The sequence below is a fragment of the Treponema bryantii NK4A124 genome (genome assembly GCF_000421345.1).
Classification (GTDB): domain Bacteria; phylum Spirochaetota; class Spirochaetia; order Treponematales; family Treponemataceae; genus Treponema_D; species Treponema_D bryantii_B.
The window spans coordinates 114,685-137,760 of the sequence record NZ_ATWV01000009.1 but is presented as its reverse complement, the minus strand read 5'-3'; the positions used below and the strand labels follow the sequence as shown (position 1 = coordinate 137,760).

Annotated in this window: 18 protein-coding genes; 4 read left to right on the top strand and 14 right to left on the bottom strand. The window is 37.7% G+C overall.

What is annotated here, in order from left to right; all coding sequences use genetic code 11:
* Genes G626_RS0110550 through G626_RS17570 form a run of 6 tightly spaced genes read right to left on the bottom strand, consistent with a single transcriptional unit; the run spans position 1 to position 7,548 of the window.
* Complete coding sequence (locus tag G626_RS0110550) at positions 1 to 1,779, bottom strand: adenylate/guanylate cyclase domain-containing protein (RefSeq protein ID WP_022932752.1); 1,779 nt, start codon at positions 1,777 to 1,779, stop codon at positions 1 to 3.
* The gene (locus G626_RS0110545) at positions 1,772 to 3,448 is read right to left on the bottom strand and encodes a response regulator (protein WP_022932751.1); all 1,677 of its coding nucleotides are present in this window, start codon (positions 3,446 to 3,448) and stop codon (positions 1,772 to 1,774) included. Before G626_RS0110545 ends, G626_RS0110550 begins: the two co-directional genes overlap by 8 nt.
* 5 nt (positions 3,449 to 3,453) lie before the next feature.
* Entirely contained in the window at positions 3,454 to 4,266 is an 813-nt protein-coding gene (locus G626_RS0110540) for a CheR family methyltransferase (RefSeq protein ID WP_027727120.1), read from the bottom strand.
* 18 nt (positions 4,267 to 4,284) lie between these two features.
* On the bottom strand, positions 4,285 to 5,331 hold the full coding sequence (locus G626_RS17575; RefSeq protein WP_051142227.1) for a chemotaxis protein CheB: 1,047 nt from the start codon (positions 5,329 to 5,331) through the stop codon (positions 4,285 to 4,287).
* Positions 5,328 to 5,744, bottom strand: coding sequence for a chemotaxis protein CheW (locus tag G626_RS0110530; RefSeq protein ID WP_022932750.1), 417 nt, complete (start codon positions 5,742 to 5,744; stop codon positions 5,328 to 5,330). The genes G626_RS17575 and G626_RS0110530 overlap by 4 nt, the downstream gene beginning before the upstream one ends.
* Positions 5,725 to 7,548 carry a methyl-accepting chemotaxis protein gene (locus G626_RS17570; RefSeq protein ID WP_022932749.1) on the bottom strand — a complete coding sequence of 608 codons (1,824 nt, stop codon included), beginning with the start codon at positions 7,546 to 7,548 and terminating at the stop codon, positions 5,725 to 5,727. Before G626_RS17570 ends, G626_RS0110530 begins: the two co-directional genes overlap by 20 nt.
* Positions 7,549 to 7,735: 187 nt before the next feature.
* On the opposite strand from G626_RS17570, the gene G626_RS0110520 reads away from it, so the two are divergent.
* The 4 genes from G626_RS0110520 to G626_RS0110505 all read left to right on the top strand — a co-directional run bounded on the left by G626_RS0110520 (position 7,736) and on the right by G626_RS0110505 (position 12,617).
* Positions 7,736 to 9,382 (top strand): AMP-binding protein, encoded by a 1,647-nt coding sequence (locus G626_RS0110520; RefSeq protein WP_022932748.1) that lies wholly within the window; start codon positions 7,736 to 7,738, stop codon positions 9,380 to 9,382.
* A 22-nt stretch (positions 9,383 to 9,404) separates the two neighbouring features.
* Positions 9,405 to 10,019, top strand: a complete 615-nt coding sequence (locus tag G626_RS16265; RefSeq protein ID WP_022932747.1) for an HAD-IA family hydrolase — start codon at positions 9,405 to 9,407, stop codon at positions 10,017 to 10,019.
* A gap of 202 nt (positions 10,020 to 10,221) precedes the next feature.
* Positions 10,222 to 10,773 carry a helix-turn-helix domain-containing protein gene (locus G626_RS0110510; RefSeq protein ID WP_022932746.1) on the top strand — a complete coding sequence of 184 codons (552 nt, stop codon included), beginning with the start codon at positions 10,222 to 10,224 and terminating at the stop codon, positions 10,771 to 10,773.
* A 149-nt stretch (positions 10,774 to 10,922) separates the two neighbouring features.
* On the top strand, positions 10,923 to 12,617 hold the full coding sequence (locus tag G626_RS0110505; RefSeq protein WP_022932745.1) for an AMP-binding protein: 1,695 nt from the start codon (positions 10,923 to 10,925) through the stop codon (positions 12,615 to 12,617).
* Between the two features lie 87 nt (positions 12,618 to 12,704).
* Here the strand turns inward: G626_RS0110505 and G626_RS17565 are convergent, their stop codons facing one another.
* Genes G626_RS17565 through G626_RS0110465 form a run of 8 tightly spaced genes read right to left on the bottom strand, consistent with a single transcriptional unit; the run spans position 12,705 to position 22,924 of the window.
* On the bottom strand, positions 12,705 to 14,234 hold the full coding sequence (locus G626_RS17565) for a methyl-accepting chemotaxis protein (protein WP_022932744.1): 1,530 nt from the start codon (positions 14,232 to 14,234) through the stop codon (positions 12,705 to 12,707).
* 32 nt (positions 14,235 to 14,266) lie between these two features.
* On the bottom strand, positions 14,267 to 16,105 hold the full coding sequence (locus G626_RS0110495) for an adenylate/guanylate cyclase domain-containing protein (protein ID WP_022932743.1): 1,839 nt from the start codon (positions 16,103 to 16,105) through the stop codon (positions 14,267 to 14,269).
* Positions 16,105 to 18,204 (bottom strand): hybrid sensor histidine kinase/response regulator, encoded by a 2,100-nt coding sequence (locus tag G626_RS0110490; RefSeq protein WP_022932742.1) that lies wholly within the window; start codon positions 18,202 to 18,204, stop codon positions 16,105 to 16,107. Before G626_RS0110490 ends, G626_RS0110495 begins: the two co-directional genes overlap by 1 nt.
* Positions 18,205 to 19,086 (bottom strand): CheR family methyltransferase, encoded by an 882-nt coding sequence (locus G626_RS0110485; protein ID WP_022932741.1) that lies wholly within the window; start codon positions 19,084 to 19,086, stop codon positions 18,205 to 18,207. It lies immediately after the preceding gene.
* A 10-nt stretch (positions 19,087 to 19,096) separates the two neighbouring features.
* Positions 19,097 to 20,086, bottom strand: a complete 990-nt coding sequence (locus G626_RS17560; RefSeq protein ID WP_022932740.1) for a chemotaxis protein CheB — start codon at positions 20,084 to 20,086, stop codon at positions 19,097 to 19,099.
* Positions 20,083 to 20,568 (bottom strand): hypothetical protein, encoded by a 486-nt coding sequence (locus G626_RS0110475; RefSeq protein ID WP_022932739.1) that lies wholly within the window; start codon positions 20,566 to 20,568, stop codon positions 20,083 to 20,085. The genes G626_RS17560 and G626_RS0110475 overlap by 4 nt, the downstream gene beginning before the upstream one ends.
* Complete coding sequence (locus tag G626_RS0110470; RefSeq protein ID WP_022932738.1) at positions 20,555 to 21,061, bottom strand: chemotaxis protein CheW; 507 nt, start codon at positions 21,059 to 21,061, stop codon at positions 20,555 to 20,557. Before G626_RS0110470 ends, G626_RS0110475 begins: the two co-directional genes overlap by 14 nt.
* A gap of 12 nt (positions 21,062 to 21,073) precedes the next feature.
* A complete protein-coding gene (locus G626_RS0110465; protein ID WP_022932737.1) occupies positions 21,074 to 22,924 on the bottom strand; it encodes a methyl-accepting chemotaxis protein in 1,851 nt (616 codons plus the stop codon).
* Between the last annotated feature and the right edge of the window lie 152 nt (positions 22,925 to 23,076).

The following is a 23,076-nucleotide window of genomic DNA, read 5'->3' as shown; positions in this document are numbered from 1 at the left end:
CTATTTTGTGTTATAAGCTATTGCACCATCCCAGTTCTCCGGCGGACGGACAATAAAATTATCACAGCGTTCTACCATGAGGGCAGCGGCTTTATCGTTTTCACATTCATCAAGGGCTTTCTGATAATATTCTCTTGCAAGATTCCAGACACCTTTCTGGTAGAGTGCAAAAGCCTTATCATAATATTCACGATATTTTTTACTGAAATCTTCAAGACTTTTATCTACTGCATAAATCGGAACAGGATGCTCTTTTCCTTTTACCTTTACATTATCAAGATGCCTGTAAACATATTCATCAGAATTAATATCATCTTTTACAGCCTGACTTACAAGAATCATCGTTCCGTAAGTTTTTGTTAGTCCTTCCAAACGGCTTGCAAGGTTTACATTATCTCCGATTACAGAATAGTCGGTTTTATCTGCCGAACCTATAGAACCTACAATTACATCGCCGTAATGGATGCCGATTCCAACATTAAATTTCATTCCCGGAGGAAGAATTAAATCATCAAGTTCTATTGTTTCTACCGCATCCCGCATTTCCTGAGCAGCGGCTACCGCACGCCGGCAGTTATCCTCGTAGCTTACAGGAGCACCAAACAGGGCCATAATTGCATCGCCCATAAACTTGTCTACAGTACCGCCATATTTTTTTATTATTGTACACATGGCAGTAAAATACTTGTTTAAAAAGGCGACTACAGTTTCTGGTTTATTACATTCACTTATGTTTGTAAAAGAACGAATGTCGCAGAACATAATTGCAACGTCTCGTTTTTCACCTATACCAACCTTTGCTTCTGTTTCTGCACCATCAACAAGCTCGTCAATAATCTGTTCAGGAACAAAACGGCTGAAGGCCTTACGTATATTTCTTTCGAACTTCATTTTTCCCTGCATTCTTATGGTACTTTCCATAATGCGGGTAACTTCGTTTACAGCAAAAGTAAAAAGGTCTATCTGTTTAGTGGTAAAGGCGCCTTCACGTACAATGTGGACTGTTCCATAAAGATTCTCAAATTCATTTTTAAGAGTGAAGGTCTGATAAGCAGAAAGAGGTAATTCTTCACTATGAAATTCTTCCAGAGGAAATGTTGCTTCAAGCTTTTGAGGAATAACATTTATCATATTCTGATTAGGGAAAAGGTTTTCAAAATCTGTCATACAGACACGGAGAAAATCTGAAGTTTCTTCTTCTGTAAAATTGTCTCCGCAGATATAAAAACTTTCCAGACCGTCTTCCGTTTTTACAAAAATAGAAGCCGCAGGCAGTTCTCCAACTTCTGCAAGCAGGCTGAGGAAAGACCTTGCAATTTCAGGAAGAGAATCTATTCTGTCTATCATTGAATATATTTTTTCAAGAATTCCGGTTTTTACAATATCATTTTTTTCAGGTCGTGAAAGTTCGCCTTCTTTTTTTGCAAGAAGATTTTCCAGGTCTGAAATAATTGTGTTCTGATCAAAGGTAAAAAATAAATCTGCACCACAATTAATTTTAAACTCATCATGAAAAAGAAAATCGCTTGTTGCAAAAATACCAACAGATATTGATTTAAAACGAGCAACTGATTTTATAAAACGAACAAGCTCAATGCAGGAAGGATTCATATTTCTAGCGTTAATTAAAACAGCATCCGGTAAAAGATTATATAAGGCAACAAGGAACTTAATACCGTTTCTTTCAAATGAAAGTTCCAGATCTGACTGACGGGTGAGTTCTCTGAAAATGGACTGAATTGTAACTGAAGGTTCAAGCACTATAATTCGTTTACTCATTTAAAAGCTCCTTGATTTTTTGAATTAAAATATCTCTCTTAAAATCTGATTTTGAAATATAAATATCAGCTTTTGGAATAGGAGAGTTTGAAAGTGCAATTACCGGAACTTTCTTATAGTTTTCTAAACGGCGGACATTATCCAGAAAAATCTCTCCATTCATTCTAGGCATTTTATCATCGCAGATAATCAAATCAATTTGATTTCCTTTAATTTTGTCCATTGCATCAATTCCGTCAAAGGCTTCTTCTACATAAAAACCATAGCCCTTTAAAATTGTGTGTTCAATAAGCCGGGTTGTTTCTGAATCATCAACTACAAGAGCATGATTAATATGCTTTCTGGTTGAAGCTTCAAATTTTTTGACATCGTATCCACGCATTGAACGGAATTTTTTAATAATCATTGGTAAATACAAAATTGGAATCATGTCGTATTTTTCATCAAAAGCCAGGCCTTTTAAAATTGGAAAATACTTAAAGCTGTGGGGCATAGGCATTTTTATTACAGAAACGAACTTCTGCATTTCATCTACAATAATTCCAACCTTTTGAGACTGAAAGTTTACAAGCAGAATGGTATCCATAACTGGGAGTTCTGTAATTGGAGTTCCTGGCAAAAGAGAAGAAAGAGAGTAGACCGGAATTTCTTCACGGTTCTTTTCGTTACCCATTTCGTTTTCCTGAACATAAACTACAAACTTCTGATTTTGTTTTTCTACATAATTTGACGGGCTTTCTGAAATGACATCTATTACAAATTCAGAAGGAATCATGTATTTGCGGTTATTAGCAAATACAAAGAAGCCATGGAAATCCTGATGCTTTTCAATAAAGGAATCTTCATGAACGAAAGATAATATCTGTTCATGAGAAAGAAGAAGATTTGCCTGAAGGTTCTGGGCATCTGCGGCCAGCTGCTTTGAAGTATCGCGTATAAGTTTTTTATTGTCTTCGAAAATTGCTTCTTTAAGTGTTTCTATCTGATTAATAATTATATAGGAACGGGCAATCATTTCCTGATGCTGGTTTACCAGCTCTGAAATTTTTGAAGATTCGAGTGTAATTTTTTCAGGAACCTTTTCTTTTTCTTTTCTTCTTGCTTCGGCTTCACGGTCTTCATCTTCCATCTGCTGCTGCAATAAGAGGGTCTGTTCATGACTGCCTGCTGCCAGGCTCATTGCATTAAACAATTCACCGGCAACAGCCTTGTCCAGATACAAAAGATAAGGTTTTACATTTTCTGCAAAGAGCTCTTCCATTCGGCCATCTTCAATCATATCGCACATTTCAGAAAGCTTATCTGCAGTTTCATTAATCAAAAAATAAAGGTTATCTGAAAAAACAGCTTTACCGTCAATAATTGCTTTATATAAATCTTCTGTTGCTTTATAAAGCCTGTATACTGGAGTAAAACCAAGAAGCAGGGAAGAGTCTCGGGTAATACTTAATACACGTAGAATTTCCTGAGTCATTTCCGGCTGTGTTTTAAGTGTATGAGCCAGCCATCTTGTTTCTGCAAGATAATTTTTTATTACGTTGCCATTTTCAGAAGTGGTAGGAAGATCATTTACTATCTTAGTTAATTCCTGCTCGTTATTCTGATTCTGGCTATTTGAGAATTCCTGATTTATATTGTTTTCATTTGAAATCTTTGAAATTATACCCAACTCTCTCATCCCTTTTTATGAAAATAAAACACATTGCCTTCAGAGCATTTTTCAACACCTTTAGGCAGAATTGTATAATCGATCGTAGCGATTTCATTCATTGAAAGAAAAATATATCCGCCCGGAGCCAGAGAAAAATCTACGATTTTTTGCAAAATGCTTCTTCTCATTTCTACCGTAAAATAAACAAATACATTTCTTATAAAAACTATGTGAATGTTTCTTGGAAAGATTGAATCTGCTTTTGTAAGATTCATCTGTCTTCTGTCTATTTTAGAAGTAATTTCTGGCGGAAGGTTTACTTCTTTATCCTGATTCATATATGGTGTAAGAAGATAATGAAACTTTGCACCATCAACTGCTTTTACAGAATTTGATTTATATTTTCCTTCTGCACCTTTCTGGAGAACTGTGGTATTAATGTCTGTTGCTAAGCATTCAGTTTTTATTCCGAGGGAAAGGGCAAGCAGGTAGAGTGAATAAATTTCTTCTCCACTCGAAGCAGCTGCACTCCAGATTCTTACAGGATTTAATCCAAGACTTGAATGCAGTTCCGGTAAAACTTTATTCTTTAAGAAATTAAACTGTGATTCTTCACGGAAAAAATATGTTTCATTTACAGTAGCATGGTTTAAAAGAATGTCCATTTCTGCTTTGTTGAGACATACATAATTATAATAATCAAGTCCGTTAAGTTTTATTTCTTTTTTGCGCTTGTCAATAAAATTTTTTATTCCGCTTTTGTGGCTTTCCCTGGGGATTATACCAGTCTGCTTTGTAATAAGCGAAATAATATCTGTAAACTCTTTATCTTCCATAAACTCGCCCTTAAATTTTTATCTGGTCATTTTAACCACGGCTCTGGCAATGCAGTCTCGGGGTAAGACACGGCTCGCTGCCTTCATTTCAATTGCGGCCTGGGGCATTCCAAAAACCGTACAGGTTGATTCGTCTTCACAAATTGTAAAACCACCTGCTTTAATTATTTCTTTGCAGCCTTCTGCTCCGTCCTGGCCCATACCGGTAAGCAGCAGGGCAATACAGGTATTTTTATAAATCCTTGCTGCTGAACGGAAAAGCTTATTTACAGCCGGTCTTAAAAAGCGCTCCGGAGGTTCATCCGAAAGTTTAAGAACCGGAAGATCATTTTTTACATAGTCTATTACAAGATGTTTATCTGCAGGAGCCATATAAACATGTCCCTTTTTAGCAATTTCGCCGTCGCGGGCAAGGCTCATAGGAATGTTTGGACAAACCTGATTAAACCATCTCACCATTTTTTCATCTGCACCAATATCGATATGTTGAGTGTATAAAACCGGAAGAGGAAAATTATTTCCAAGTCCTGTAAGCACTTCCTGAACTGCTGTAGGACCACCTGTGGAAGCTCCAATACAAAGAACTTTAAAGGAAGCTCTTTCGCCCAGCAGAGAATCAATATCTGTATCTGATTCAACATTTCTTTCTGAACGATTTACATGAGAACTAAGACCTTCGCTTTTTGCTTTATCAACAGCTTTTCTTACTTTAATTGTAAAGTCCCGGAATACTATTTCATCAAAAGACTGAAGGGAAGGTTTCTTTTCAAAAGCAGCACCTGTTGCAAGAACATCTGTTTTTATTGCCGGGTCTTCCGAATAGATTAAAACCGGAATTCCAAGTTCTCCTATTAAAAGCTTTGCGGCTTCTATACCGTCCATTTCCGGCATATTGTAATCGCTTACTACAACATCAACATTATGATCCCGGCAGAAATCTACAGCCTTACGTCCATTTGAAACCGAAGCGGCAATTTCAAAATTATTGCGTACAAATGCTTTTTCAAAGAGTCCTCTTGTAATTGCAGAATCATCAACTATGAGAACCTTCAGCAAATCGCTCATAATTCTTCCTCCCTCAAATCCTGACACAGAGTTGTTTCAATAGCATCAATATCAAAAAATGGAATTATGCGTGATTTATATTTAATCCCTTCACTTGTAATATCTTCTTCTTCCGGCTCAAAGAACAATTCAATGCCTGAGATGTGAAGGGCAAACTGATCGTCGTCCCGGCGAAAGACAAGAACTGTTGGCTCAGAAATTTCACTGTTTTCTTCTTTTTCAATTTTGAGAAGATTAACAACAGTGTAGGGCAGACCACGGCAATTCACCATTCCTTCTATATAGTCCGGTACAAAAGGAAGAGGGTGAATTTTTGCCGAATGCATGATTTCCTGAACATTTGTGTTCTTTATTGCATAGAGGCGTTTATGAATTGTAAATATCAGATAAGAATCATTCGCTTCTGCTTGCATTGTTCAAGTCCTCAGAAATCTTGCGAACATTTTCCGATGCAAGGGAAATGTTATCCGTAGCTACAGTAAAGTTTTCAACACCGGCAGAAATCTCCTTGAGGGCAATGAGAATCTGTTCACTTGCGCTTGCCTGCTGGCGGATTATTTCTGCAATACCATCGGCACTTGTTGCGGTAATTTCTGCAGAGCTTCGGATATTTGCGAACTTTGCTTCGAGACCACGGGCATTTTCATAACCGGCATTAATCTTTTCTGTACCACTTTCGGAAGCAAGAATAAGAGAGTCAGAAGAATGCTGAATCTCATTAATCTTTTCCTTAATTTCACGGGTACCGTCAATAATACCATCTGAAAGGCGGCGGATTTCATTAGCAACAATACGGAAGGACTTACCGGCTTCTCCGGCAGTAGATGCTTCAAGTTCGGCATTGAATGCAATAATCTTAGCCTGGTCTGCAACGTTGTTGATGAGCGTTACAATATCCCAGATGCTTTCTATTTTTTCACTGAGGATTTTGATTCCATCAATTGTCTGCTGGTTAGCATCAAATATTTCGTGGAGCTGGGCAACGTTCTGTTCAATCTGAGCAACGCCTTCTGTTACATCAGAAGAAGTCTGATTTGCAATGCTTGAAACATCTTTAATTTTTGTAGAGATATTTTCGGAAAGAACGTTGGAGTCTTCCATTGTCGCAACAATTTCTTTTACGGCAGCAGAAGAGTCCTGACTGGTAGCTGCAGTCTCTTTTGTGGCGACAACAAGATTCTGGGCTTCTTCGAAAAGTCGTTCACCAAGCTTTCGTTCTTTAATCTGAACTTCTTTTTCGTGCTCCTGAGATTTTTTTAATCTTGTTACAAAATCCTGGAATTTTGCTGTAATAATAACAAATGTAGAAATGATTATAACGATTACAATGAAAACTATGAGGATTATATCTATACCCTCTGCGCGACCGGAATTGTCTGGTGAAACAGCAATAAGGTACCAGCCGTAGCTTGGAAGATAGCGGATAATACCACGTTCCAGAGGACTTACTTCGAACTCAACAAGATTACCACTTGCTCCGCCTTCCTTTGCCTTCTTCATCAGATTTTCAAAATTCAGATTTTCGTAAAAACTATCAATATGTTTTTTGTCTACAAGAATCTGTTTATCTTTAGCACCAGTAATTTCTTTTGAATCATTAAAGAAGTACATATCAATAGTGTCGCTCAGACTTTCATAACACTTATTGATAAAGCCATCCAGCTCAATACCAGTTCCACATATTCCAATTGGCTTCATTTTTGAATTGCGGATAACTGCATTAAGCCAGAGACAGGTCATGTCAAGGTCGGCATTATAATTGATATTGAAGTTATAAAGGTCGGTCTCATAAAGAGTCATCTTATACCAGTAGTCTGCAGGATTATCTGGATTTATAGTATAAGAATATTCCATTGCGTTATAGAAATCTTTATCAGCATCGTTAGCCCAAAAGATAATGTGAGAAGAAAAGGCGTCTCTAAAACTTTCGAATTCCTCCCATGCATGTTTGCGAAGTCTTTCGTCTTCAATATCTTCAAAGAATTCAATTACACTTGGGGAAGTTGCAAGCTTTTTCGTAAGTGCAATTTCCGGCTGTAAATAATCTTCCATCAAAATTCCCTTCTGGGAAATTTCCTCTCTCAATTTCTGAGAAACTCTCTGCTCTGCCTGTTGTTTCGCAACCATTCCATAAGCAATTATAGCAATTACTATTACCAGGTTGATAACTACGAAACAGATAACATTAGATTTTTTGAAAAATTTCTTATGTTTCATAAAGTTAATTATCTCACAAGTTAACCAAAAATCAAGTTAAAATCACTTTACAAAGGGAGGGTATGAGAGGGGTAAGGGTAGGATAGAGCGTAATAAAATATTTAATTATACTTAAATATTTTATTATAATTAAATTTTTCTCTTGAATAAGAAGCCTGTTTTCTATATTATAAAGGTGGAGTATTACATGATTGAATTAACATTAAGCCAGCTTTTAAGAGAAAAAACTAAGGCTAACCCAAGCCACGAATTTATGGTATACGCAGACCGCGACCTTCGCTTTACTTACGCTCAGTTTGATAAACGAGTAGACGACCTTGCCTGCGGACTATATGCAATTGGCGTACGAAAGGGAGACAACGTTGGTATCTGGGCAACTAATGTACCTGACTGGCTTACATATATGTTTGCATGTGCCCGTCTTGGCGCAGTAGGTGTAACTGTAAATACATCTTATAAACTCCACGAACTTGAATATCTTGTTAAGCAGTCTGATTTAACAACACTCTGTCTTACAGATGGTGTAAAGGATTCTAACTATGTTCAGATGATTAAGGAACTTGTTCCTGAGCTTGATGAATATGAGCGCGGTTGTCTTAAGTCTGCACGCTTCCCATGCCTCAAAAATGTTGTGTTTATGGGTCCGGAAAAATACCGCGGACTTTATTCTACACCAGAGCTTCTGCTTTTGGGACAGCATGTTGATATCGAAATCATCCATAAAATAGAAAGCGAAGTTACACCTGAAGATGTTGTAAACATGCAGTATACTTCTGGAACTACAGGCTTCCCTAAGGGCGTTATGCTTACAAGCCGCAATATTATTAATGATGGTTTTATTATCGGCGAGCGTATGCGTTATACAGAAAATGATAAGCTCTGTCTCCTGGTACCTCTTTTCCACTGTTTTGGAATTGTACTTGGTGTTATGGCAGTTTTGACTCACGGCGGTACCCATGTATTGCTCGAAAGCTTTGATCCTCTTGTAGCCCTTGCTTCAATTCAGAAAGAGAAGTGTACTTCGCTTTACGGTGTTCCAACAATGTTCATTGCAGAGCTTAATCATCCTATGTTCAGCATGTTTGATTTGTCTTCACTCCGTACTGGTATTATGGCAGGTTCCGGAGTTCCAGTTGAACTGATGAAGACTGTAATTGAAAAAATGCACATGCCGGAAATTACTTCTGTTTACGGCCTTACAGAATCCAGCCCTGGAATGACTCAGAGTCACTGGAATGATTCTGTTGAAGTAAAGGCCACAACTGTAGGCGATGCTTTTGAAGGAATTGATGTAAAAGTTCTTGATCCGGAAACAGGAAAAGAATGTCCGGTTGGAGTGCAGGGTGAAATGTGCTGTAAGGGCTGGAACGTTATGAAGGGCTACTATAAGATGCCGGAAGCAACCGCAGAAACAATTGATAAAAACGGATACCTTCATTCCGGTGACCTTGGTGTAAAAGACGAAAACGGAAATTTCCGCATTACCGGACGTATCAAAGATATGATTATCCGTGGTGGTGAAAATATTTATCCTCGTGAAATTGAAGAGTTCCTTATTCAGATGCCGGAAATTAAAGACATTCAGGTTGCAGCTGTTAAGAGTGAACGCTACGGCGAAATCACAGGTGCCTTCATTATTCTGCACGAAGGTAAAAAGCTTACAGAACAGGATGTAATTGAATTCTGCCGCGACAAGCTTTCTAAGTTTAAGTGGCCTCAGCTGGTTATGTTTATGGACGAGTTCCCTATGACCGGTTCCGGAAAAATTCAGAAATTTAAGCTTACAGAAATTGGAACAAAATACCGCAGAGAAGTGTTGAAAGTAGAAGATTAATGAGTTACTATATATAGTATATATGAATTCATTTATTCTTTTTGATTTTGACGGCACTATTGCAGATACAATTTCTGCAGGTCTTGAAATAATTAACTCTCATGCAGAAAAATACGGCTATAAAAAGCTCGATGGTGATATTAACACTCATTTTTCTGCATTGCAGTTAGTAAAAATGGCAGAAGTAAAATTATGGAAGCTTCCATATCTTATTTATCAGCTGAAGAAAAAGCTTTCAGAAAGATCTGATGAATTAAAGGTTCTGCCAGAAGCTCCAGAATTAATCAAAAAGTTAAGTAATGAAGGCTATGAACTTGGTATTCTTACATCTAATTCCTTAAAAACTGTAAAATCTTTTCTAAAAAAATACCAACTCGATTCTTTCTTCTCATTTTTAAGAACTGATGTTTCTTTATTCGGTAAAAAGAAGGCTCTTGCAAAGGCCAAAAAAGTCATTAACAAAAAAATCGTTTATATTGGTGATGAACTGCGCGATATAGAAGCCTGCAGAAAAAATGATATTCCTATCGTTTCAGTTCCATGGGGACTTAATTCTTATGAGTCTCTGGAAGAACATAACCCTGGCTTAGTGGCAAAAACTGCAGACGAAGCTTATAATCTCCTGATTAATTTGTAAGAAAGTTATTTTCTTTTTAATTCTATAGTCAGTGTCTACATATTATAACATTTAATTATACTAAAGTTTTTTAATATTTTTTAATTTTTCTATTGATTATTAAATCGAAGTTTTGTATTATAGAATTGTCGAGGTAAGCCCGACGATGACAGGCCCTGTCATTTCCGGACTAGGTTCGGAAATCTATTAAATGAGGTGCAATATGAACGAGGAGATTAAAGCAGTAGCAGACCGTTTAATCGGTCTGCGTGAAATTATGGACGTTTCAGTTGAAGAAGCAGCGGGGGTCTGTGGAATCTCTATTGAACAGTATAAGAAATATGAAACCGGTACGGTTGATATTCCTGTGGGAATCCTTCAGTCAATGTCAAAAAAATACGGCATTGACCTTGGAACTCTTATTTCCGGAAAGGAACCTCACATGCATTCTTATTGTCTTACTAAAAAAGACAAAGGACTTTCGGTAGACCGACGTAGTGACTATAAATATCAGGCTCTTGCAGCCGGCTTTCAGAATCGCAAGGCAGATCCATTTATCGTAACTATTACCCCGGAAGAAACCCGCGAAATTCATTTCAACGCACATCCAGGTCATGAGTTTGAATATATGATTGAAGGCTCAATGAAGCTGGTTGTAGACGGAAAGGAAATGACTTTGGAAGAAGGTGATTCTGTATACTTTGACGCAACTAAGCAGCACGGAATGCAGGCACTGAATGATAAGAAAGCTAAATTCTTGGCTATTATTATATAAGATATTCATGGTGGTTGAGTAGGCGAAGCCGTATCGACGGTGGTTGAGTAGGCGTAGCCGTATCGAAACCACCTTTACAAAAAGACAAACGTGGTTTCGATACGCATGCTTTGCATGCACTCAACCACCGGAAATCAAAAGGAACATATATGCTTGAAGATTTTCTAGAAAGAACTGAGTTTAAAGATTATAAAGATTTTTTTGAGAACTATAAAATAAAGGTACCGGCAAATTTCAACTTTGGTTACGACGTAGTTGATGTTCTTGCCCAGCGCACACCAGATGCCAAGGCCTTTGTATGGTGCAACGATAACGGCGAAGAGCTTGTTATGACTTTTGGCCAGCTTAAAGAACGCACTGATAAAGCAGCCGCTTATTTCCGCAGTATCGGTATTAAACGCGGCGACTTTGTTATGCTGATTCTCCAGCGCCGCTACGAGTTCTGGCTTTCTATTGTAGCTTTGCACAAAATTGGTGCAGCTGTTATTCCTGCAACTCACATGCTTACAAAAGAAGATATCGTATTCCGTTGTAACGCCGCTTATATTAAGGCTGTAGTGGCAGTTGACCACCGCGAACTCTTTACTTACATCGAAGAAGCCCAAAAGGAATGTCCTTCACTTACCACTCTTGTTGCTGTTCCACCATTTGGAATTGACCAGGGTATGAGCGCCGAGTTTAAGGCAAAGCATCCTGGCTGGCTGGACTTTACAGAAGGTTATCTCAATGTAAGCGAAGCAGCTCTTAAAGATTTCTACGCCCTCAAGCGTGAAGAAATCAGCAAGAATGACGATATTCTTCTTGCTTACTTTACATCCGGAACTACAAGCCATCCAAAGTTAGTTTCACATAACTACCTTTATCCTCTTGGACACATTGTTACCGCAAGCTACTGGCAGCAGGTTCAGAAGGGCGGTCTCCATCTTACTGTAGCTGATACCGGCTGGGGTAAGGCAGTGTGGGGTAAGCTTTACGGTCAGTGGATTGCTGAATGCTGTGTATTTATCTATGACTATCATGATAAGTTTAAGCCAATTGATTTGATCAAGCAGATTGAAAAACATCACATTACATCATTCTGTGCGCCACCAACAATCTACCGCTTCCTGATTCAGGAAGATTTGAGCAAATATGATTTCTCATCTTGTCTACATTGGTCGACAGCCGGTGAGCCACTTTCAGAAGAAGTTTTCAACAAGTGGAAAGAAATCACAGGAAAAGAAATCCGCGAAGGTTTTGGCCAGACAGAAACAACGCTCAGCCTCTTTAATTATGGCAACGAACGCATTAAGCCGGGCAGTCTTGGAAAGCCTGCTCCATATTACAACGTTACTTTGATTGACGAAGAAGGCAACGAAGTAGAAGACGGTGAGGTTGGCGAAATCGTAGTTGATATGAAAAACGGAAACTTCCCGGGCCTCTTCATGGAATACTTTGGCGATCCTGTAAAAACAAAGTCTGTAATGCACGACGGCTATTATCACACATCTGATAACGCCTGGCGTGATGAAGACGGCTACTTCTGGTTTACAGGACGTAATGACGACGTAATCAAATGTTCCGGTTACCGCATTGGTACTTTCGAAGTTGAATCAGTTCTTATGCAGCATCCTGCAGTTGTAGAATGTGCCGTAACAGCTGCACCGGACCCTGTACGTGGTCAGGTTGTAAAGGCAACTATCGTTCTTGCTAAGGGCTACCAGCCGAGCGACGAGCTTGTAAAAGACATCCAGAACTTTGTAAAGAAAACAACTGCACCATATAAATACCCGAGAATCGTTGAGTTCAGAGACAGTCTGCCTAAGACAATCAGCGGTAAAATTATGCGTAAAGATATTAAATAGATTAATAGTGTCATTCCCCGGCTTGACCGGGGAATCTAGAAATTACAGTGATGTCAAGATTGTCGGGTCAAGCCCGACAATGACATTTTAAAGCAAACTCGCAATATCCTTCACAGATTCCGACGCAGTAGAAACACTGGTAATATTCTGTGAGAAGCTTTCAATGCCCTTTGCAATTTCCTGCAGGGCAACGAAAATCTGCTCGCTGGCACCGGTTAACTGTTCAACATTAGTCAGAATCTGATTAGAGCTGTCTGCAGTTGTCTGAGATGACTGCATGATGCTCTCAAATTCCTTTTCCAGAGATTTAGCACTTTCACAGCCGTTATCAATCTGAGCAGTTCCTTTTTCACTATCCTGAATAAGAGTATCAGATGCCTTCTGAATATCAGTTATAATTTCCCTGATTTCTTTAATACTATCAATGATGTTATCCGAAAGGCGGCGGATTTCTGTAGCAACTACATGGAAGTTCTTTCCGGCTTCTCCTGAGTTAGAAGCTTCAAGCTCAGCATTAAAGGCAATGATTTTAGTTTTATCGGCTACATTATTGATAATGCTTACAATATCCCAGATACCGTTAATCTTAGAGTTCAGTTCCTTAATACCATCGATAGTGAGCATGTTGGTATTCTTGATATTCATGAGCTCATTAACATTATTCTGCAGGGCATTGTTACCGGAAATTACAGCGTCGCGGGACTGTTCTGCGAGGGCAGTTACTTCCTTAATTTTTTCTCCAATGTTGTTTGCAAGCTCAGTAGAATCGTGCATGGTAGAAACAATTTCCTTTACGGCAGCAGACTGATTCTGGCTGTTTGCAGCAGAGACTCTGGTTGCTTCTGCCAGGTTTGTAGATTCTGCAAGCAGATTATTGCTGACTGTTTTCTGGGTCCTCTGAATACGCTTTGTAATTACCTTAAATACAATAAAGAATTCCACAAGACTGGTAAACCAGCCGATTAAACTGTAGGTGATAAAGTGGTCAAAATGTGAACCAGGTAATTTTGAATTAACGATAATGCCATAAGGCACTGTCATCATATTTATTATGGAAGCATCTACAGAAGCCCACATTGCAACATTCTGTACTCGGAATAGATTTTCACTCATCTTCATTCCGACTTCCCTCATAAGGCCTGCCATATGGATTCTTTTTACAAGAACATAGTTTATGGTGTAGCACATAAAGCCTGTTGCAAGAGACTGCATTTCAATTAAAGTAAAGGTATATGGATTTACCGCCTGACCACTTTTTTTAGCTTCGAGCAGGGCTGTTGAACCAGCACCAACCAGAAAGCCGATTATATGTGCAATAATTATTATGATGTCATAATTACGGTAGATTATGTTTAATCTGGCAATATCTTTTTTGGTAATTGAATCCTTATTCTTTTTACCTTTTTCAATGATTTCATCAAAACCATTAAGAAGAGGCCATTGAAAAATAGAGCAGATTAAAATAAGTCCCAGAGTAATTAAAACTGTAGGAAGACAGCCTTTAATAATTTTTCCAGGATTTTCATAAATAAATCCGTAGTGATAAATTCTAAGAAAAAATACTCCTATGTAAGTTGAAGCAAAAATTGTACAAAAATATTTGTAAAAAGTTTTCATGTCATCCTCCTCGTATGAAACTTTGTCTCTTATTACTTAGTCATAAATGCAATCGCGCCATCCCAGTTTTCAGGCGGATTTTTAATAAACTCTTCGCAGCGGTCCAGCATAAGCTTTGCGGCCTTATCATTTTCCACTGCCTCAAGTGCTTTTACAAAATAATCTTTTGCAAGATTCCAGATTCCCTGCTTATAAAGCTCCATGCCTTTTATGTAGGCATTTTTGTATTCTGCCGGGAATTCATCAGGGCTGCGGTCAACGGCATAAATCGGGACCGCATTTTTCTTTCCCTTTACACGAACATCATCAAGATGGCGGAAGCAGAAAGAATCTTCTCCCGCATCGGCTCTAACACTTTCACTTACAAGAATCTGGCTGCCGTAAGTTTTTGTAAGGCCTTCCAGACGGGAAGCAAGATTTACGTTATCTCCGATTACAGAGTAGTCAGTTTTATCTTTAGAACCGATTGAACCTACAATTACCTCGCCATAGTGAATGCCGATTCCGATGTTGAAGACCATTCCGTCCGGCATTACCAGATCTCCCATTTCAACGGTCGGAAGGGCATCTCGCATTTCATAAGCAGCCATAACTGCTCTGCGGCAGTTGTCCTCATAACTGACCGGTGTTCCAAACTCTGCCATAATTGCATCGCCAATAAACTTGTCGATTGTACCACCATGCTTTTTGATAATTTCTACCATCGTAGAAAAATATCTGTTCAAAAAGGCAACAAGTACATCGGCTCTGTTTTTTTCACTGATATTTGTAAAGGAACGGATGTCGCTGAAAAGTATTGCAACCGAACGGGTTTCTCCAACACCAACTTTCTGGTTAGTATCATCAGCCTGTTTTACAAGACTGTCGATAATCTGTTCCGGAACAAAGCGGCTAAAGGCCCTGCGGATTCGTTTTTCAAAATAGATTTTCTTTTCAACAATCAGGGCTTTATCAAAAACTTCAACTGCATTATTAATGCAGAAATCAAGGTAATTTAATTTGTCACTTATTATATTTCCCTGGGCAACAATATGAACTGTAGCAAGAACCGAAGCATCTGTTTTTAAAACTCTGTATTCATAACTTGAAAGCTGAATCTCACTGCTGAAAAATCTTTCAAGATTATTTTCAGAATCTATTTCTTTTGCAGAGTTTTTTGCACTTATACCACCAGACATATTTTTGTCGAAGTCTTTTTCGCAGACATTTAAAAAGTCCGAAATATCTTTTTGTGGAACTTCTTTAGCAGACAGGTAATAACCATGAGGTCCGTCATTTTCCAGAATATACATTGCAGCCAGAGGAACCTCACATACCTGTGCAATCATAAGCAGGTATGATTTTATCATTTCTTCAAGATCATCAATCTGTCCAATGAGGTCTGCAATTTTAGAAGTCATAATAGAATTAAAGGACTTTTGGCTTAGCAGTTTTACAGCACTTGAAAATAGAAGGGCTTTATCAAGTTTTTTACTTTTTGCGCTTTTTGATTTTCCAGGATTATCGCTTTCTACTTCTGCAAGCTGGTCAATATTTTGAACAAGGCTTTCTGCATCAAGCCTAATAAAAGATGTAGCTCCACATTCTTTTGCAAACTCTTCATCAAGAGATGTTGGAAGATTTGAATAGAGGGCAACAGGCAGTTCCTTAAAGTCCGGTAGAGTCCTGACAAGTTTAACAATTTCAAAAGCACCGGGCTCTGTAATGCTGCAATTCAAAAGAAATAGGTCAGGTGAACTTTCATAAAGACTGTTGAAAATCTCTTTTGCTTCAGATTCAAAAACTATGGAATACTGTTTTGAATCCAGTGTACTTTTAAAGAGCTTCTGCATAGTCGCGGAAGATTCAAGTATAAGTATTTTTTTTGCCATTATTCATCTCCCAAAAGTTCTTTAATTGCTTCAAGCAGATTTCCCCGCTTGAACTCACTCTTAGCAATTATTGCTCCGGCTTTAAGACGCTGGAACTCTTCTATTGTCTGCCGGCTTTGATCAGTGGAAACAACGATTACCGGAGTTTCTTTATACTGGTCCAGACGGCGCAGGTTATCCAGAAGAACAAGGCCTGTCATACGGGGCATTTCCTGATCTGCTAAAATCAGGTCGTAATATTTTTCCTTTGCTTTTTCAAGACCATCAAGACCATCAAAAGCATCTTCAACAACATAACCTGCACCTTCAAGAATAGATCTTTCAATTTCTCGGGTAGTCGAAGAATCATCTACGATAAGAATTCTGATATTCTTTTTCTGTGTTGCAGCTTCAAACTTTTTAATGTCGTAGCCGCGCAGTGATTTAAAGCGCTGCAAGATATCAGGAACATGTAGAATAGGCACAATATCATAATGCTCATCAAAAACAATTCCCTGAAGAATAGAACAGTTTCTGATTCCTTCCGGCATTGGTTTTACAACCAGCGAAACGTACTGTTCCACCTGTTCAACAATAATTCCGATTCTCTGTTCCATATACTCGGCAATAAGAATTGGTTCTTCATCCTGGGCGAGCCCTGACTTTCTGTCTTCGAACAAAGTAGAAAGAGGGAAGCAGGGTACAAGCTGATCTTCAAATCTTATATAGTTCTGATTCTGTAATGTTATGTAATCAGATTTTTTGCGATAGATGATATCGACAATGTGCTGTGCCGGAATCAGATATTTTTCCTTGTTAGAGTAGACAAACAAGCCTTGCAAGGTCGAAAGTGAAAGAGGGAAGTGAAGGATGAAAGAAGTTCCCTTACCGGCTTCGCTTTCTATTTTTATACGGCCTTTAATTTTTTCAACGTTGGACCATACAACATCAAGACCAACTCCACGACCAGAGAGAGCTGTAACATTTTCTTTTGTAGAAAAGCCGGACTGGAAAAGGAACTGGGAAAGTTCACGGTCGCTCATTCCTTTTATTTCTTCTGTACGCTCGGGATAAAGTGAAATTGCTTTTTCCCTGATTTTATCATAATCAAGGCCTCGGCCGTCATCGCTAATCTTAAGTTCAATGTAGCGGGCTTCGCGGACACAGGTTATGCTGATTGTTCCTTCTTCACTTTTTTTTGCCTTCTTTCTTTCGGCAGGACTTTCAATTCCGTGGTCCAGGGCATTTCTTATTATATGCATAAGAATGTCGCCAAGCTCTTCAAGAATTACTTTATCAAGAGCAATGTCAGTATCCGGAATTTCGCATTTTACTTTTTTATTCAGATTCATTGCTTCGAGGGCAATTGTATTTTCAAGTGGTCTGAGTACAATGCTTATAGGAAGCATTCTCAAATCAAAGGCTTTTTCCTGAACGCTAAAGATTGAAGTTTCAAGTGAATAAATATCATTTTCAAAGGACTTCCTGATTTTTGCAAGCTCGCGGCTGCCGAGTTTTTCTTCCAGTTTTTTAAGTTCATCAAGCTGAGATTTTAAATGGAACTCGCGGGTAATCATAGTATCAAAATCAGAAATAATTTCGTTTACCCTTGAAAGCTTAATTCTGATGGACTGGATATCGCTGATGTTTTCGTCTAAGTCCTCATCATCTTCTTCCATCAAAATTCCATTTTTCTTATTGATTTCTTTGATGAAGGCATCTACGTCTATGAGTTCTCCGGCCGCAAGCTTGTCGCAGTACTGAAGGTAAAGTTCAACATCCTGCTTGTCTGTACCACGGCGGCTAATGCAGGACACACAACCGTGAATTTTTTCTGTTACGGCGAAGACCAGTTTTATGAGACGGTCTGTATTTTTGATTTTCTTATCTTTTACGCTCTTATAAATATCTTCAATTGCGTGGGCAAGTTTTTCAACTGTTGTATAGCCCAGCATTCTCGAATTACCTTTTATGGTATGAAGATTTCGCAAAAGGCGGTTAAGAGTTTCAGAATCATCTTCATTAGATTTTAGAGAAATAATATCCTTTTGTGCTGATTCCAGCAGTTCTTTTACTTCGGAAACGTAGCTTTCTGTAATATCATTAGAGACCTGGGGCATTTATAAAACCTCCTTTTTATCACCAGCACGAGTGGCATCACTTATTTTATGAAAATAAAAAACATTTCCATCAGAAAGTTTTTCAAGAGATTTAGGTACAATCGTAGAATCTAATTGCGCAATTTCATTCATTGAAACAAAAAGATATCCGTCATCTGCAAGACAATTATCTGTAATTATCTTAAGTATTTGTTTTCGTAATTCGATTGAAAAATATATAAAAACATTTCGAATAAAAATTATATTCTGATTTTTTGGCAATATAAGAATGTTCTTGGGAGAATCCAGTTCTGCCAGATTCATCTGCATAGTGGTGATATGATTCTTTATATCTTGCGGGAATGCGATTTTTCTGTCTTCTCTCTGGTATGGAAGAACCAGCTTCTGATAAGAAACCCCGTCTACAGAACGCAAAGATGTACTAAGGAATACACCATCTTTACAATGTTCAATTACTTCAGAATTAATATCACTTGCTGTAACCATAGGATTCAGGCCGCAGAGTAAGGCCATAACTGCAAGAGAGTATGCCTCTTCGCCATATGAACAGGCGGCAGACCAGATTTTAATTTCTTTTTCAGGAGACTTGTAACGCCAGTTTGGAAAGATTTTATTTTTAAGTAAGGCAAACTGTTTTTCTTCACGGAAAAAATAAGTTTCGTTTACAGTGCATTCGTTTACAAATTCAGAAATAAGATTTTTATCTGTAAAAAGAAGTTTTCTGTATTCATCAATTGAATAATTATTTTCAGCAATTTTCTTTTCGATAAAATATTTGATTCCGTCTCTATGACTTGCCCGCGGTATTATACCTGTTAAAGTCGTAAGAATACTTATAAAAGAGTCGAGGATATCTTCTTTCAGTACAATCTTTTCTGCCATCAGCTCTCCATTATCTCTTTACCAATTCCAGTATTCTTTTAGAAATTTCAGGGCGGGGCAGAACTTCTTTTGCGGCGCCCAGGTCAATTGCAGCAGCCGGCATGCCGAATACGGCACAGGTAGATTTATCTTCTACAATGGTCCAGCCGCCATTTTCACATATTTTTTTACAGCCATTTGCACCATCTGCTCCCATTCCTGTAAGCAGAACAGCAAGAACATTATCCTTATAGATTTTTGCAGCAGAGTTAAATAATTTATTTACAGCAGGACGCAAATATCTTTCCGGCTCTTCATCTGATATTTTAAGAACAGGTTTTCCAAAATTACTTTCATGACTTATCACAAGATGTCTGTCTGCCGGTGCCATATAAACGACGCCTGCCTTTGCTTCTTCTCCATCTTCTGCAAGTTTTATTTTTACGTTTCTGCAAACTTGATTCAGCCAGTCTACAAGAGCCTGGTCTTTTCCAATTTCAATATGCTGGGTATAAAGAATAGGAAGAGGGAAATTATTACCAAGACCGGAAAGAACTTCTGAAACTGCAGTTGGACCTCCTGTAGAAGCACCAATACAAAGAAGCCTAAAAATCTTATCAGCATTTTTATTCTTTGAATTTGAAAGAGGCTTTAATTCAAGCAGAGAATTAAGCTTTTGTGTCAGTCTCTCAAAAAAATCATGATTATATTCTCTTAATTTTGGTTTTTGAATTTTTTCTGTAAGCTTTCCTATAAAGGGCCCCGGATTTTCTGCAGAGCTTTCAAGTAATAAAACTGGAATATTAAACTTATTAACAATTGTATCCAGGGCTTCTTTTTCAGTTTCATCAGAAGTTTCATTTCCACAGATAATTACATCCGGATTTTCGACCGTAATATTATTCAATAATTTCTGACAGGTTGAAACTGAAGCAATAATATTTAAATCTTTATTTTTTGCAAAGCCCTGAGTAATTATTGTTCGTACTACTGCGGAGTCATCAGCTATCATTATTCTCATAAAAGGCCTCGTAAGAAACTGCGTATTATATTATCAGGAGAAAGAAGGATCTGTCTTTTTTTGTTAAAACCTATGGCACTTATACCGCAGGCATTTAATCTTTTTCTTATCCCGGATGGTATTACTCGTAAAAAAGAAATATCAACAATTCTGCTTGTAACCGAAGTATTTACAGATAAGGCAAAATTTCCAGAGACCGGAAAAGCTGTACCTGTATAGTTTACAATTTTGGACTGCAGGTCTTCATCAAATTCAGACTTATTCATTACAAGCATTACATTACAGTCTTCTGTATGCTTGCAATTGAATTCTTTTTCCAGAAAGCTTCCAATACTCAACTTTGGTAATACTTCATTTTCAAAGTCAATTCTTTTTCCGTCATCGGAACTTCCAATGTAAATTCCGAAAAGAACATATTTACTTAAAATGAGGAAATCAATTGTATCGTAAGATAAGCAGGTAAAATGATTAGCTGTTTCCACAATCTTTCCTTATAAGAACTTCAAAAGCATTAGGATTTAAAACCGGAATTTCTTCCCCATCATAGGTTACCGTACCAAGAAAGAAACTTTCTTCAGTAGCATCTGGAATCAGTTTTAGTTCTGTATCTTCAATTTTTGTAAATAAAAGAATATCCGAAATATGAAGAGAAAGCTGATCATCATCTCTTTTAAAAATCATAAAGAGAGATTTATCCGGAGGAGGAGAGTTGGGGTCATCAGCAAAAATAGAATTTGGATTTACAACAGTAAAAGGCTCTCCGCGACGGTTCAATATTCCTTCAATATATTTTGGCATAAAAGGAATGTGGTATACAGAAAGGTCACTGATAATTTCTACAACATCGCTGGACTTTACGGCGTATTTTTTTTCTGAAATTAAAAAAATAAGCCAGGTTGTCATTGCTTTATCTTCTAAAGTGACATTTGTAATTTCTTTCTTTGATTCAATATCTTCAATAATTTCTTCATTCATAACCAGACTCCCTTATTCTGAATCGGCTTTGTCAGCAGTTGTTTCAGATTTTGTATCATCAGAATCTTCATCATCACTTTCGTCTGTATCATCTTTTGAACCGCTGAGTTCGGTCGCAACAGTTTTAAGATTTTCAGAAGCCTGAGAAATATATTCAGTTGCCATAGAGAAGTTTGAAACACCTGCAGAAATTTGTTTAAGGGTGATAAGAATCTGTTCACCAGCAATTGTCTGCTGCTGAATGATTGTAGTAATTTTTTCTGCACTTTCTGCAGTAATCTCAGAAGCATTTTTTATGCTTTCAAAGCGTGTTTCAAGATTTTTTGCATTTTCAACGCCAGACTGAATTTTCTCGGTTCCGTTTTCACTGGTGAGAATAAGGTCATCCGAAGATTCCTGAATTTCTGTAATGCGGGTTTTAATCTCTTTTGTACTTTCAATGATACCGTCTGCAAGGCGGCGGATTTCATTTGCAACTATATGGAAGTTCTTTCCGCTGGAGTTTGTATTGTTAGCCTCAAGTTCGGCATTAAAGGCGATGATTTTTGCCTGGTCTGCAACAGAATTAATCAGGGAAACGATAGACCAGATGTTTTCAATTTTTTCGCCCAAAGACTTAATGCCCTTTATTGTGTTCAGATTGGTATTTGCAATTTCTTCAAGCTGCTTCATATTTGCTTCAATAAATGAAACTCCTTCGGCAACTATGTTATTTGTTTTTACAGCTACGCTAGAAACATCTTGAATTCTTTGGGAAATATCTTCTCCAAGAGCAGTGTTATCTTCCATTGTGGCAACAATTTCTTTAACAGCAGCACTCTGGTCTTGAGCAGTTGCGGCATTTTCTTTTGATGATACTACAAGACTCTGAGCATCTTCGAAAAGCTGATTTGCAAGCTTCTGTTCATCTTTACGCATTTTACGTATTACATTTATATTGATAATAGAAACAATTATACTGAAGATTATTAAAAGGATTTCAAAGGTTATAATTACATTAGATAGAGTTCCTTTAAAATCCATCATTGGTCCTTCTACAACAATGTACCATGGAGCGTTTCCAATTTTACAAACTGCATAATAATTTTTCTTATCAAGATAGTTTTTAGTTTCTCCATTCAACCATTCATTTTTATCACCGCTGTAAGAAGTTACATCAAACCAGTTTAACTTCATTACCTGTTCCGGGTCTTCATGTGTGAGGAAGTATCCGTCTTGTGTAATAAGATTAAGTCTTGAGTTTTTGGAAATCTTAATTTCTTTTATTGATGCAACAAGATGATCAAGAAGAATATCGCAGCCTATAACACCATTTAATTGTCCCTGAGAATTATAAACTGCCTGGGAAACTGCAACACAGAGCTTACCTGTATTTACATCAACATATGGAGTAGAGAAGGTTGTTTTTCCCTGATTTTTTACAGCTTCTTTAAACCATACTCTTTCTGTCGGCTCAAAGCCTTCTGGTGGAACCCAACCAATATTATTCAGGAATTTTCCGCCTTCAGAAAGTTTTTTTACCGGAGCAAAATAAAGCATTGAAGCATAGTCATCCAGTTTGCTTGAAAAAGCATTAAGCAGCAGGGTAAGTATTTCTTCATCATTATAATCTGCAGAAAAAGTAACAAAGTTATCTACATTAATGATTATTGGCTCCATGCTGTCTGAAACATTTGTATTGAGCTTTTCTACAGACAGTTCAAGCTGGCTTTTCATATATTCTTTCAGAATAGCATCTGAAACATAGTAGAAAAAGGAGCAGGCTGAAATCGTTACAATTAAAAGAGGTCCAAGCATTCCCCAGAAAAGTTTCTTAGCCTTTTTCTGCTTAAGCATTTTGCCAAAATTATTTAATCCTGACATATAAATCTCCAAAATACTAATAGTTTGTTATATTCTTATATTATCCATCAGTATTTTGGATTTGTAAAATTTAAAAAAAAAGCTCCCCGTTATTGCGAGGAGCCGTAAGCAAGCGTACCGTCATTGCGAGGAGCCGGAGGCGACGTGGCAAT